13 protein-coding genes are annotated in these 12,709 nt (G+C 60.6%); 10 read left to right on the top strand and 3 right to left on the bottom strand.

Features of this window, described 5'->3' with window-relative positions:
- Positions 1 to 72 precede the first annotated feature (72 nt).
- The 3 genes from CHH27_RS16970 (at position 73) to CHH27_RS16960 (ending at position 3,450) form a co-directional block, all read left to right on the top strand.
- Positions 73 to 954, top strand: coding sequence for a LysR family transcriptional regulator (locus CHH27_RS16970; protein WP_094072633.1), 882 nt, complete (start codon positions 73 to 75; stop codon positions 952 to 954).
- A gap of 425 nt (positions 955 to 1,379) precedes the next feature.
- Positions 1,380 to 2,345, top strand: coding sequence for a tripartite tricarboxylate transporter substrate binding protein (locus CHH27_RS16965; protein ID WP_094072632.1), 966 nt, complete (start codon positions 1,380 to 1,382; stop codon positions 2,343 to 2,345).
- 100 nt (positions 2,346 to 2,445) lie between these two features.
- Entirely contained in the window at positions 2,446 to 3,450 is a 1,005-nt protein-coding gene (locus tag CHH27_RS16960) for a tripartite tricarboxylate transporter substrate binding protein (RefSeq protein WP_157738964.1), read from the top strand.
- Between the two features lie 27 nt (positions 3,451 to 3,477).
- Here CHH27_RS16960 and CHH27_RS16955 read toward each other — a convergent pair whose 3' ends face one another.
- From CHH27_RS16955 to CHH27_RS16945, 3 genes are all read right to left on the bottom strand, one after another.
- Entirely contained in the window at positions 3,478 to 4,605 is a 1,128-nt protein-coding gene (locus tag CHH27_RS16955; protein WP_198338239.1) for a patatin-like phospholipase family protein, read from the bottom strand.
- A gap of 169 nt (positions 4,606 to 4,774) precedes the next feature.
- Positions 4,775 to 5,167 (bottom strand): hypothetical protein, encoded by a 393-nt coding sequence (locus CHH27_RS16950; protein ID WP_094072629.1) that lies wholly within the window; start codon positions 5,165 to 5,167, stop codon positions 4,775 to 4,777.
- A 25-nt stretch (positions 5,168 to 5,192) separates the two neighbouring features.
- Entirely contained in the window at positions 5,193 to 5,849 is a 657-nt protein-coding gene (locus tag CHH27_RS16945; RefSeq protein ID WP_094072628.1) for a GntR family transcriptional regulator, read from the bottom strand.
- Positions 5,850 to 6,111: 262 nt separating this feature from the next.
- On the opposite strand from CHH27_RS16945, the gene CHH27_RS16940 reads away from it, so the two are divergent.
- The 7 genes from CHH27_RS16940 to CHH27_RS16910 all read left to right on the top strand — a co-directional run bounded on the left by CHH27_RS16940 (position 6,112) and on the right by CHH27_RS16910 (position 12,661).
- Positions 6,112 to 6,912: a transporter substrate-binding domain-containing protein gene (locus CHH27_RS16940; protein WP_094072627.1), complete on the top strand. Its 801-nt coding sequence runs from the start codon at positions 6,112 to 6,114 to the stop codon at positions 6,910 to 6,912.
- A 272-nt stretch (positions 6,913 to 7,184) separates the two neighbouring features.
- Positions 7,185 to 7,847, top strand: a complete 663-nt coding sequence (locus tag CHH27_RS16935; protein WP_094072626.1) for an amino acid ABC transporter permease — start codon at positions 7,185 to 7,187, stop codon at positions 7,845 to 7,847.
- An 11-nt stretch (positions 7,848 to 7,858) separates the two neighbouring features.
- Positions 7,859 to 8,521 carry an amino acid ABC transporter permease gene (locus CHH27_RS16930; RefSeq protein ID WP_094072625.1) on the top strand — a complete coding sequence of 221 codons (663 nt, stop codon included), beginning with the start codon at positions 7,859 to 7,861 and terminating at the stop codon, positions 8,519 to 8,521.
- The gene (locus CHH27_RS16925) at positions 8,518 to 9,240 is read left to right on the top strand and encodes an amino acid ABC transporter ATP-binding protein (protein ID WP_094072624.1); all 723 of its coding nucleotides are present in this window, start codon (positions 8,518 to 8,520) and stop codon (positions 9,238 to 9,240) included. The genes CHH27_RS16930 and CHH27_RS16925 overlap by 4 nt, the downstream gene beginning before the upstream one ends.
- A 92-nt stretch (positions 9,241 to 9,332) precedes the next feature.
- Entirely contained in the window at positions 9,333 to 10,292 is a 960-nt protein-coding gene (locus CHH27_RS16920; RefSeq protein ID WP_094072623.1) for a dihydrodipicolinate synthase family protein, read from the top strand.
- Entirely contained in the window at positions 10,283 to 11,215 is a 933-nt protein-coding gene (locus CHH27_RS16915) for a proline racemase family protein (protein ID WP_094072622.1), read from the top strand. Before CHH27_RS16920 ends, CHH27_RS16915 begins: the two co-directional genes overlap by 10 nt.
- Positions 11,216 to 11,230: 15 nt before the next feature.
- Complete coding sequence (locus tag CHH27_RS16910) at positions 11,231 to 12,661, top strand: aldehyde dehydrogenase family protein (protein WP_094072621.1); 1,431 nt, start codon at positions 11,231 to 11,233, stop codon at positions 12,659 to 12,661.
- The last annotated feature ends 48 nt before the right edge of the window (positions 12,662 to 12,709 follow it).

Below are 12,709 nucleotides of genomic sequence, written 5' to 3'. Positions count from 1 at the left end.
GTATAGCGCCTCGCATTCTTTCAAAAAATTATATATTATCTCATAAATCGTTCGATAAATTAGAAGAGTTACGTGATCAATCTCCATCATCTCCGGTTGTTCCGAGCGGTCGCGCGGGACGGCACACTCACCGGTGCGGCGCGGAGCCTGAACCTGTCACAATCAGCCCTGTCGGCGCAGATCAAGACGCTGGAAGCATCGCTCGGCAACGACCTGTTCGAGCGGCGGGGGCGGGGCCTGGTCCTGACGGAAGCCGGTCGCATCGCCCTGGATCATGCCGAAGCGATCTTCCGGACGGCGGACGATCTGACGGCTACGCTGAAACACACGGGGGCTGCCCGTCGGGCATTGCGGGTCGGGTCCCTGGCGACCCTGTCGCGGAATTTCCAGATCGGTTTCCTGGAGCCCCTGATCGGACGGCCGGATGTCGAAGTTGTGCTGCGGTCGGGGTCTCAGGGCGAATTGCTGCGGGCGCTGGAAGCCTTGTCGCTGGATATTGTTCTGACCAACCTGGTGCCGGCCAGGGATGCGTCGAGCCGATACCTCATTCACAATCTCTCGGAGCAGCCGGTGAGCCTGGTGGGGCTGCCAAATCCGGATTTGCAGGCGAAGGGCGTGGCGGATCTGCTCGCTGACGAGCCGCTGATCCTGCCGACCCCGGAAACCGCACTCAGGGCTTCCTTCGATGGTCTTGTGGAGAGCCTTGGTCTCGTTCTCAAAATCGCGGCGGAAGCGGATGACATGGCAATGCTGCGTCTTCTGGCACGGACGGGCGCTGGCCTGGCCGTGATTCCGCCGATTGTGGTTCGAGACGAGCTCGCCAGCGGCATGCTGGTGGAATATGCCCGGCTGGACCGGATCAGTGAGGGGTTCTTCGCCGTGACCCTGCAACGGCGGTTCCCGAACCCGCTGGTGGCCGAACTGCTGTCGGCATTCTCTGGTGCGCAGAAATAGCCGATTTCAAAGAGTTGTTGTGTTTGTCTGGATTTTATTAATCGTAAACAAATAGTTTAAAGTGGAAATTTGAAGATAGTGTTGGCAAAAAATGGTGAGTTTATTTTCGATTATTATTTTTTTGATGCTGAAATATATGGCCTGACAGGTTGATGACAGTTTCGTAATCTAGATTTCTTCTTGTCAGAATGTAGTGGCGAAGCCTGCTTACTGTACGGTTCCGGACTTCCGGGCCAGTGACACCGTGCGCGCGCCTTCAAGACTTCGACAGTCTTGAGGGGGGCGCCGGGCAGAAGCGGTCTGCCCAGAGCATTTTCAGGGTGCCGAACGTGGATTTGCCGGGACACGCCTTTCATTAGCGCGGCCCCGGACGGGCTGGCATTGCCTCAAGTCCAGGTTGTCACCGCAACGGAGGAGAATTCGAGATGCGTGGAAACTATCTGAAAACAATCAAGGTCGCGGCGGTGTCGGCGGCACTGGCACTTACCATGGGCGGAGCGGCACTGGCCAACGGAGAGGTCAAATTCCTGATCCCGGGCGGCGAAGGCGGCGGCTGGGATACCACGGCGCGTGCTGTCGGTTCTGCTCTGGAGGAGGCCGGCCTGGCCAAGGTGAACGGTTATGAAAACCTGTCGGGGGCCGGCGGGGGGCGAGCCCTGCTGAGCCTCATCTCGGATGGTGAAAAGCGCGAGGGCACCTTGATGGTCCAGTCCACGCCGCTTGTCATTCGCGCCCTGACCGGCGTCTACAAGAACAACTGGCAGGACATCACGCCTGTTGCCACGATGATTTCGGCCTATCAGGCGGTCGCGGTTGCAGCGGACAGCCCCTATCAGGATATCAATCAGCTGGTTGCCGACCTGAAGGCAAAGCCGGATGCGGTCGTGGTTGCCGGCGGTTCAGGGCGGCTGTCGCTCGATCATCTGACCCTTGGCCTGATCGCGCAGGCCTCCGGTATCGAGCTCGACAAATTGCGTTATTCGGCGGCCGATGGCGGCAAGGAAGCCCTGGACCGCTTGCTGTCCGGCAAGGTGAAGGCTGTCGTCAGCGGTGTCGGTGAACTGCTGCCGGCCGCAGCTGACGGGCAGATCCGCATTCTTGGTGTCACTTCCGCCGAACCGATCCCGGGCCTGGAGGCGCCGACGCTTGCAAGCCAGGGACTGGATGTCGTGTTCGCGAACTGGCGTGGTTTCTTTGCAGCGCCGGGTGCCAGCGACGACGAGGTGGCCCAATACCGGGACATGCTGACGACCCTGACGGAGACGGATGCCTGGACGGCGACAAGAGCCACCTACAAGTGGGAGCCTCTCCTGCTGGTGGGCGCCGACCTGGATGCCTTCCTGGCAAAACAGGAACAGGACCTCGGTCAGATCCTGAAGGAACTCCAATAACCCCAGTCCACGCGGGGCCGGCCGGAAAGGCTTTTCCGGTCGGTCAACGTAGACCCGGAGCTTTGAAGGGAGCGAAGCGATGGTTGGTTTGCGTCAGAAAATGTTTCGGACTGCAGTTGCGGCGGTCGCCCTGATCCTGGGGTCCATGCCGGTGCGTGCTGCAGACATGCCCGAGATACGGTTTCTTATTCCCGGTGGCAAAGGCGGCGGATGGGACACGACGGCCCATGCGGTCGGAGAGGTTCTGACGGCAACAGGTCTTGCCAATGTGGTTGCCTATGAAAACCTGGTGGGTGGCGGCGGCGAGCGCGCCTTGCTTGACCTGATCCATCATCCGCAGCGCCACCAGAACACCTTGATGGTGCAATCGACGCCGATCATCGTCCGGTCCTTTCGCGGTGATTATCGCAACAGCTGGCGCGATACGCGGCCGGTAGCGATCCTGATCTCGGCCTACCAGGCCATTGCCGTTCCAGCGGACAGCCCCTATCGCGATATCAATGAACTCATGCAGGCGATCAGTCTGTCTCCCGGAGACATACCGGTGACCGGTGGCTCCACCTATCTGTCACTTGATCACCTGACCCTCGGTCTGGTGGCCCAGGCCTCCGGAATTCATCTGAATGCGCTGCGATATTCACCCGCCGATGGTGGCAAGGCCGCGCTCGACCGCCTGCTGTCGGGCAAGGTCAAGGCCGTGGTTTCCGGCGTCGGCGAACTGCTTCCAGCCGCCCGGTCGGGCAAGATCAGGATCCTCGGAGTGACGTCCGCCGACCCGTTGCCGGGTCTGGATGTCCCGACCTTCCGAAGCCAGGGGCTGGACGTGGTGTTTTCCAACTGGCGGGGGTTCTTCGCCGCCAGTGCGACGGACGAGGCTGACATCGAGGCCTACAGGGACATGTTTAGCGCCCTGGCCGGGACAGAAGCCTGGGCAAAACAGCGCTCCCATTACAGGTGGGAGCCGATGTTCCTGGTCGGTGAGCCGTTGAAGAGGTTTCTCATTGAACAGGAACGAAGCCTTTTCAGGATCATGACCATGCTGCAAAGCTCACCGGAACGGTTCGGCCGCATGGCGTCCCACTCTAGCGCGCGCAACTGGCGCTGAAAGCAGGCTGGCATGCGCCGAGGCAGGTCAGGATGCCTTTGCCAGCCCTCTCGCAGGTGTGGATGCTCCGTGAAGCCAGCGGGAAAGATCCAGCGTCGAGCGCCTGCCGAGATCCCTGCCATGGTTTTTCAGGAACATCTCCGCAGCATCTCTGCCTTCGTCACGCAGCTGCGTGAGAAAGAGCCAGGCGGAATCCAGTTTTGTCTGACTGTCGCGCACATTCATTGCGGCACTGGTAATCCGATGGCACCTCAGAGCCGAGATGGAGCGGGCATGATGCGGTTTCTGCCGCGTGAGCCTGCCGACCAGGCCTTCCAGAAAACCAGGCGGACCTGAGCCCGGCAGCAGACGCGCCTGGTATTGCAACTCGGCCAGGAGGCGCAATTCCTTGATGAGCGGAGCGTTGAACGAGATTTCCTTTTCCCGGGCCGCGATCTGCTGCGCCTTTTGCGGCAGATCAGGACGTCGCGTCGGGCTGGTCTGCACCAGCAACAGATCGCTCGCATCTGTTTCGCCAACGAGCGGCATCAGGCTGGGGTTACCGGAATAACCACCGTCCCAATAATGCTCGCCATCAATCTCGATGGCGTGGAACAGGGCGGGCAGGCAGGCGGAGGCCAGCAGAACCTCTTCCGTGACGGCGTCTTGAGAAAAGACCCTGGCCTCCCCGGTGCCGACATGCGTGGCCGTGACATGGAGAGCAACGGAAGACCGTGAGAGCGCGGTGATATCAATGGTGTCGCGGATGATTTCCTGCAGTGGATTGAAGCCGGCCGGGTTGAGATCGTAGGGCGAGAAGACCTGTGACCCCGAGCCGAAGAAAAACGGGAGCGCGTTGACATCAAGTCCCAATCCTCCGAGCACGGCCTGAACTGTCGACCGGTTGAACGGGATGAGTCGACTTCGACTGGAAACGCTGCGCCAGAAGGATCTGAGCGATTGTCGCGCCGCTTCCGGACCGCCATTTTCAAGTCCCGAGATCAGGGCTGCAGCGTTCATGGCGCCGGCAGATGTGCCGGAAACAGCGTTGAAACGGAGCGTTTCTTCTTCCAGTAGCCGATCCAGAACCCCCCAGGTGAAGGCGCCATGCGCACCACCGCCTTGCAGCGCCACGTTGAGGCGTGTCGGGGAGGAGAAAAACCGTTTTTGTTTCAAGCAAATGCACCTTCATGTCCAGGAGCCACGACCACGCAGTCCGGCTGCGGGGTCGCCTTGAAACGTTTCTTCCAGACATCGTTGAAGGTCTTGATTGGTGAGAATGGTGCGCCGCAACATCGGTGATGGCTACTCACAAAACCGTGAGGCCAGGCTGGTGCAGCTCGGGTTACTGCCAGTTGTCAAAGGGTTTCAGCTTCTGTTGAAGGCGGCTGTGGTCTTCCTGTGACAAGACCTTTTGGCCTTGCTGATCGGGCTCAAAACAGTTGAGATCGTAGAGGATTTCACGGGCGCTGTTTTTGCCGACCCGGTTTGCCGCCTGCCTCTCTATTTCGATGATGAAATCAATGGCGACGGCAAGAACAGGGTAATAGGTGCCCCGATGGTTATTACCGACAGCAAAAAGTACCATTGATTGAATCCGGTCGGCCTGGTCTTCGTGTTGCAAATGCAAGAGATTCAGCAGTGCAGGAGCAACCTCATCGGGATTGTACTCCTCCGGGCCGTCGAAACGGGACCAGTCCGTTTCCAGGATGGATTTCTCCAGCGGGCTCTTGTCCATGCCGTTTGCAAAACTCTTGTCGGTGTCAGGTGGAAAGATGTTTCAGCAGCGAGGCCTTGGCGCCTTGGATATGTTCTTTCGTCAGCCTTGAGGCCAGGTCCGCATCGCCTTTCTCGCAGGCCACCAGAATGCCGAAATGCTCGCGTCCGGCGCGGTCCATACCGTCGGACAGAACCAGCTGGGCGCGGATCTGCCGTTCGACCCGGTCGATGGCGTTGTCGGCAATCTCCTGGAAGAATTTCAGATCGCTGGCGCTGTAGAGTGTCTCGTGAAAATCCCGGTTGAGATCGCCATAGGTGAGCGGGTCTGTGGCGGACGAAAAGGCGGAGCATTTCGCGCGGGCGTCGGCCAGTAGGTCCTTCGACATGCGCGGCACCGCATCCCGGATGATCTCCGGTTCGATCAAGGCGCGCAGGTCAAAGATCTCAGCCGTTTCCTTCGGTGACAGGCCGGCAACGACGGCGCCCTTGTAGCGCTGGGTCTTGACCAGTCCCTGTTCTTCCAGGCGGGAAATCGCCTCGCGCACCGGGATGCGGCTGGTGTTGAAAAGCCGGGCAATCTCGTCCTGCCGCAGCGGTTCGCCTTCTTCGAGCTGGCCCTCGATAATGGCTTTCCGCAATGCGTCGAAGACGATCGACGAGGCCGATGCGGTCGCGGAAATATCCATCGATTTCAGTTTCATAGGGCGTCTCTCCTTAAGCCCATCTTTTACGGGAAGGGTGTCCCGCTTTGAAGTGGAAAATCATTTTGAATATTTTATATTGAATATTGGATCCAATTTGGTTTATCAATCTTGCGCCGGGTCAAAAACACGGGGTGGAAGACGCTCTGAACCGGAATTGCCATTGCGTGACGGCGAAACTGCCGAGGGTGAAGGCACAAGACAGGGGCATGGGCACGGGAAGCCCAGGGCCTGAAAATCTTCGAAAGGAAGAGGGGAAAACATGTTCAAGAAAATTCTGACGGCTGCCGCCTTGTCCGTCACGGTCGCATTGCCGGCGCAGGCCGACACGCTGGACGACGTTGTTGATCGCGGCCAGTTGCGCTGCGGTGTCGTGCTCGACTTCCCGCCGATCGGCTACCGGGACGAGAACAATGAGCCGGCCGGTTTCGATGTTGAATACTGCAACGATCTGGCCGCTGCACTCGAGGTCGAGCCGATCATCTATCCGGTGACCTGGGCGGAGCGCCTGCCGGTGATCGTGACCGGCCGGGCCGATGTCGTCTTCGGGGCGACCTCCGACAGCCTGGCGCGTGCCCGCACCGTCGGTTTCACCATTCCCTACGCGATCTACTACGCCCAGGGTGTCGTCAACGCCGAAAGCGGCATCAAGTCCTTCGAGGACATCCGCGGCAAGCGCGTCGCTGGTGCCATTGGCACCGTGCCGGAGCAGGAGTGGCTGAAGATTGCCGCTGAATGGGGTGAAGAGCATCTCTACCAGGGCTACCAGTCCGAGAACGAGGTCTTCCTCGCCGTGGCCCAGGGCAAGGCCGATATCGGCATCACGACAAACACGGCGGTCAAGCCGATCACCGAACAGTATGAAACCGTCGAGCCGGGCCCGCGCATGCCCTGGACGACCGACTACACCTCGGTTGTCGGCAAACGGGAAGACGTCACCTGGCTGAACTTCCTCAACCTGTTCGTCACCCACCAGGTGCGTTCCGGCCGCTATGAAGAGCTGTGGGGCAAATATGTCGGCGGCGACGCTCCGGAACTGCGTATCCCGGGCGTGATGTACTGAGGCATGTGACGCCGGAAATCTCGTTGGGCTGATTTCCGGCAGCTTACCGCAAACACTTGTGTCACCCCGGGCGACCAAAGGGAGACCCGGGGCCCACTCACTACCAGAGCGGTTGAGTGGCGTCCGGATGTTCCCGGGACCCGTTTCCCGCTTTCGAAAGTTGCACTGCGAGTAGGCCCCGGATCGGCGCTGCGCTTGTCCGGGGTGACACCCAGTTTTCCTCTCCACACCTTGCCTTGGTTGGCAGGGTCGCCGGAACGAAAAGCTAAAAAATGTTCGACTACAATTTCCATTGGCGACCGGTGATGAAAAGCCTGCCGGACCTTCTGGAAGCAGGGCTCCTGACGCTTCAGGTCGCCTCGCTTGCCATGGTCCTCGGCATTGTCATCGGGCTGGGGCTGGCGCTGATCCGGCTGAAGCTGAAAGGGCCGCTTTACTGGCTGGCGACCAGCTGGGTGGAGCTGGCGCGAAACACGCCGGCCCTGTTCCAGCTGTTCTTCTTCGGCTTCGGCCTGGGCGCATTCGGCCTGCATCTGTCACCCTTTGCCATTGTGTTGGCCGGTCTCAGCTTCAACTGTGCCGGTTACCTGGCGGAGAACTTTCGGGGGGGCTTCCAGGCCGTGCCCGATACGCAGCTACGCGCGGCGCGCTCGCTCGGCATGACGGCCTGGCAGGCCTATACGCGCATTGTCATCCCGCAGGTGTTCAAGATCGTCTATCACCCGATCACCAACCAGATGGTCTGGGCGGTCCTGATGTCCTCACTCGGCATGCTGGTCGGCTTCCGGGAACTGTCCGGTGAGACGCAGTTCTTTGCCAGTCGCACCTTCCGGATCTTCGAGTACTTCGCAGTAACGGCCATCATCTACTACGTGATCGTCAAGATCATTCTCGGCGCCTCCCGGCTGCTTGCCATGCGCCTGTTCCGGTATTGAGGGAGGCCGACATGAACCAATCCATCAGTTTCTTTTCCGGCTTCAACCTCAACGACCTCTGGTTCCTGGGCGAAGCCGCGCTGCGCACGCTCTGGATCTCTGTCCTTTCGATTGCGATCGGCACTCTGCTCGGCGGGCTCTTCGGCTGGATGCTTTACGAGGGCCGGCTCTGGGCGGCGCTGACGCTGGCGCCGGTGCTGGATATCTTCCGCTCCGTTCCGCTGATCATCCAGCTGGTGCTGTTCTATAATTTCGCGCCGATTGTCGGGCTCAATCTGGACCCGTTCGGCTCCGGCACAGTGATCCTGACGATCTACACCGCCGCGCTTGTGGCCAATGTCGCCCGCGGCGGTATCGAGGCGGTCGGACGGCCGATGCGCCGGGCCGCGCGCTCGCTGGGCCTAAGCTACTGGCAGGACATGCGCTACGTGGTACTGCCCATCGGTAGCCGGGCGGTGTTTCCGGCCTGGGTCGGCGTCGCCCTCGGCGTGATGAAGGATTCCGCACTCGTCTCCGTGCTCGGATACGTGGAACTTCTCAAGGCCAGCCAGATCCTGATCACCAGGACGCAGGAACCGTTCCTGATCCTGACAATCGCCGGCGCGTTCTATTTCGCGCTGTCCTTCCCGATCTCGCGCTATGCCGCAAAACTGGAAAAAAGGTGGGCCCAATGATCGAGATTCGCGGTCTTGAAAAGTATTTCGGTGTCTTGCAGGTGCTCAAGGGCATCGACCTGGATGTCGAAAAGGGCGAGGTGCTCTCCGTGATCGGGGCGTCAGGGTCCGGCAAGTCGACGCTGCTTTATTGCATCAACGGCCTGGAGCCGATCCAGAAAGGGTCCGTTGTCGTGGACGGCACAGACGTGCACGGCAAGGCGACCGACATCAACAAGCTGCGCCAGAAGCTCGGCATGGTGTTCCAGCAATGGAACAGCTTTCCGCATCTGACGGCGCTGGAAAATGTTGCGCTGGCGCCACGTATCGTCAAAGGCAAGTCAAAGGCCGAAGCGAAGGAAATTGCCGAAAAGCAGCTGAAACATGTCGGCCTGGAAGACAAGCTGAATGTCTTTCCGAATGCCCTGTCCGGTGGTCAGCAGCAGCGTCTGGCGATTGCCCGAGCGCTGGCCATGGAACCGGCCTACATGCTGTTCGACGAGGCGACTTCGGCTCTCGATCCGGAACTGGTCGGTGAGGTGCTCGACACGATGCGGCTCCTGGCCGAAGAAGGCATGACCATGATCTGCGTCACGCACGAGATGGGCTTTGCCCGGGACGTGTCGGACCGGGTGGCCTTCTTCCACAAGGGCGTGATGGAGGAGATCGGCCCGCCGGACCAGATTTTCGGCCAGGCGGAATCCGAGAACACCCGAAAATTTCTTGCTAACGTGCGCTGACCCGGCGCCAATATCAGTTGTCAGGCCTTTACGGGCCCGTGCCAGGTGCGTGGGAACCACTTGCGGCAGGTCTGACTTTCAAGGAGTGAACTATGACGTCCAATATCTTTTCCGGCACGATGCCGGCCCTGATGACCCCCTGCAAGGCCGACCGCACCCCGGATTACGATGCGCTGGTGAAGAAGGGCAAGGAGCTGATCGAGGCCGGCATGTCTGCCGTCGTCTATTGCGGTTCCATGGGCGACTGGCCGCTTCTGACAGATGCGGAACGCATGGAAGGCGTCGAGCGCCTGGTGAAAGCCGGCGTGCCTGTCGTGGTCGGTACCGGCGCGGTCAACACCAAGTCCGCTGTCGCACATGCCGCCCATGCGGAAAAGGTCGGTGCCCATGGCCTGATGGTGATCCCGCGAGTTCTGTCGCGCGGCAGTTCGGTTGGCGCGCAGCGTCACCATTTCAGCGCGATCCTGAAGGCGGCACCGAGCCTGCCTGCCGTGATCTACAACAGCCCCTATTACGGCTTTGCCACGCGCGCCGATCTTTTCTTCGACCTGCGCGCAGAGTTCCCGAACCTGATCGGCTTCAAGGAATTCGGCGGCTTCGACGACCTGCGCTATGCGGCCGAAAACATCACCTCCCAGGACGACCAGGTGACGCTGATGGTCGGCGTCGACACGGCCGTCTATCACGGCTTTCTCAATTGTGGTGCCACCGGCGCGATCACGGGCATCGGCAACGCGATCCCGAAGGAAGTCCTGCATCTGGTCAACCTGTGCAAGAAGGCTGCCGAAGGTCATGCGGAAGCCCGTCTGCGGGCCAAGGAACTGGAAGAGGCGCTCGGGGTCCTGTCCAGCTTCGATGAAGGCTCGGACCTGGTGCTTTATTACAAGCACCTCATGGTGCTGAACGGTGAGGATGAGTACCGGCTGCATTTCAACGAGACCGATGCACTCACCGATGCGCAGCGCAATTATGTCGAGGCGCAATATGCGCTGTTCAAGACCTGGTATGCCGACTGGTGCAAGCAGGGAGGCGTGATCGCCGAATGCGCGTAATCGACAGCCATACGGCGGGTGAACCGACCCGCGTCGTGCTGGAGGGCGGCCCGGATCTCGGAGCCGGGACTCTCGCCGAACGCGCGGCGCGGCTGGAGGCGGAGCATCTCGATTTCTGCGCCTCCGTGGTGCTGGAGCCGCGCGGGCATGATGCGATCATCGGCGCGCTGCTGGTGCCGCCGGATGACCCGGAGTGTGCGGCCGGGGTGATCTATTTCAACAACCTGCAGAATCTCGGCATGTGCGGCCACGCCACCATCGGACTTGGCGTCACGCTCGCCCATCTTGGCCGGATCCAGCCGGGAAGACACCGGCTCGACACGCCGGTGGGGGAGGTTGGCATCGATCTTCTCGACGCCAACACGGTCTCCGTCGTCAATGTCGAAAGCTACCGGCTGGCAAAGGACGTTGCGGTCCAGGTCGATGGAGTTGGCCAGGTGACAGGCGATGTCGCCTGGGGCGGGAACTGGTTTTTCCTCGTCAAGGACAGTCCGATTGCCCTGACCGGAGCCAATATCCGGCCGCTCACCGATCTGACGCTGAAGATCCGGAACGCGCTGGATGAGGCCGGTGTCACCGGCAAGGATGGCGCCTGGATCGACCATATCGAGTTGTTCGGACCGCCCGCCACGGCTGGCGCCGACAGCCGCAACTTCGTGCTCTGTCCGGGTGGGGCCTATGACCGCTCGCCCTGCGGCACCGGCTGTTCGGCGAAACTGGCCTGTCTGGCGGCTGATGGCCTGCTCGCACCGGGTGCTGACTATATTCAGGAAAGTGTTATAGGTAGTATCTATAAGCTAAGCTATCAGCCTGGGCGAAACGGCGGTGTCATTCCGACCATCACCGGAGACGCCTATGTCACTTCCGATGCCACTCTGATTTTCAATCCCACGGATCCCTACCGTTCGGGGATCCGTCTTTAAGACTGGACCAGACACATGGATTACAAGAATTTTGTCGGCGGCCAATGGGTCGAGACCACCGATAGTGTTGCCAATATCAACCCGTCCGACATCAGCGACATCGTCGGTCACGGCGCCAGGGGCAATGCGGACCAGATGAATCAGGCCATCGACGCTGCGCATCAGGCTGCCGCAGGCTGGGCAGCCTCGACGCCGCAGCAGCGCTTCGATGTTCTGGATTTTGTTGGCACCGAGATCCTGGCCCGCAAGGAAGAGCTCGGCCACCTGCTGTCGCGCGAAGAGGGCAAGACCCTGATTGAAGGTGTCGGTGAAGCCGCACGGGCTGGCCAGATCTTCAAGTTCTTTGCCGGCGAAGCGCTTCGCCAGACCGGCGACAGACTGGCTTCGGTGCGTCCCGGCGTCGAGGTCGATGTGACCCGTTCACCCGTAGGTGTCATCGGCATGATCACGCCGTGGAACTTTCCGATTGCCATTCCGGCCTGGAAGGTCGCGCCTGCACTTTGTTACGGCAACGCCGTTGTGCTGAAACCGGCCGAACTGGTGCCGGGCTGCGCGCATGCGCTGGTGGAGATCCTGTCGCGTTCCGGCCTGCCTGAGGGCGTCGTCAACCTGGTCATGGGCAGGGGCTCGGAAATCGGGCCGCTTCTTGTTGAAAGCGCCAAGGTGAATGCGATTTCCTTCACCGGGTCTGTGCCGACCGGACGGGGTATCGCGGCCGCCTGCGGTCAGCACCTGAAAAAGGTCCAGCTGGAAATGGGCGGCAAGAACCCGATGGTGGTTCTGGACGATGCCGATCTGGATCTGGCCGTTGCCGCCTGCCTCAACGGGGCGTTCTTCTCCACCGGCCAGCGCTGCACGGCGAGCTCGCGCCTCGTGGTCACCGAAGGCATTCACGACCGCTTCGTGGCCGCTCTTTCGGACGCCATGAAGGCCATGAAAGTCGGCAATGCGCTGGAAGCCGGCATCCAGATGGGCCCGGTGGTTGACGACCGTCAGCTGCAGCAGAACCTGTCCTATGTCGATATTGCAGCCAAGGAAGGCGGCAACGTCCAGGGAGGGGAGCGGCTTAACCGGGAAACGGAAGGTTTCTACATGGCGCCGGCGCTGGTGACAGAGACCGACAATGCCATGCGCATCAACAAGGAAGAGGTGTTCGGACCGGTCGCGTCCGTGATCCGGGTGAAGGATTACGACGAAGCCCTGAGCGTTGCCAATGATACCGAGTTCGGTCTCAGCGCAGGCATCTGCACGACCAGCCTGAAACATGCCAGCCACTTCAAGGCCAACGCCCAGGCCGGCATGGTGATGGTCAACCTGCCAACGGCCGGGGTCGATTACCACGTGCCGTTCGGGGGCACCAAGGGCTCCAGTTTCGGTTCGCGCGAGCAGGGCCGCTATGCGGCCGAGTTCTACACCATCGTCAAGACTGCCTATACCCTCCCATAGAGCAGCAACTGGCCTGCGGAGCGCGCCGCTCCGCAGGTCTTTTTCAAG

The sequence above is a fragment of the Labrenzia sp. VG12 genome, assembly GCF_002237595.1.
Lineage (GTDB): Bacteria > Pseudomonadota > Alphaproteobacteria > Rhizobiales > Stappiaceae > Roseibium.
Note: the sequence above shows the minus strand (reverse complement) of the source record. Positions and strands in the feature narration are given on the sequence as shown.

Bases quoted from the DNA above. Each gene is read 5' to 3' on its own strand.
- CHH27_RS16965 (WP_094072632.1), top strand. From the start codon at position 1,380: ATGCGTGGAAACTATCTGAAAACAATCAAGGTCGCGGCGGTGTCGGCG.
- CHH27_RS16960 (WP_157738964.1), top strand. From the start codon at position 2,446: ATGTTTCGGACTGCAGTTGCGGCGGTCGCCCTGATCCTGGGGTCCATG.
- CHH27_RS16950 (WP_094072629.1), bottom strand. From the start codon at position 5,167: ATGGACAAGAGCCCGCTGGAGAAATCCATCCTGGAAACGGACTGGTCC.
- CHH27_RS16945 (WP_094072628.1), bottom strand. From the start codon at position 5,849: ATGAAACTGAAATCGATGGATATTTCCGCGACCGCATCGGCCTCGTCG.
- CHH27_RS16940 (WP_094072627.1), top strand. From the start codon at position 6,112: ATGTTCAAGAAAATTCTGACGGCTGCCGCCTTGTCCGTCACGGTCGCA.
- CHH27_RS16935 (WP_094072626.1), top strand. From the start codon at position 7,185: ATGTTCGACTACAATTTCCATTGGCGACCGGTGATGAAAAGCCTGCCG.
- CHH27_RS16930 (WP_094072625.1), top strand. From the start codon at position 7,859: ATGAACCAATCCATCAGTTTCTTTTCCGGCTTCAACCTCAACGACCTC.
- CHH27_RS16925 (WP_094072624.1), top strand. From the start codon at position 8,518: ATGATCGAGATTCGCGGTCTTGAAAAGTATTTCGGTGTCTTGCAGGTG.
- CHH27_RS16920 (WP_094072623.1), top strand. From the start codon at position 9,333: ATGACGTCCAATATCTTTTCCGGCACGATGCCGGCCCTGATGACCCCC.
- CHH27_RS16915 (WP_094072622.1), top strand. From the start codon at position 10,283: ATGCGCGTAATCGACAGCCATACGGCGGGTGAACCGACCCGCGTCGTG.
- CHH27_RS16910 (WP_094072621.1), top strand. From the start codon at position 11,231: ATGGATTACAAGAATTTTGTCGGCGGCCAATGGGTCGAGACCACCGAT.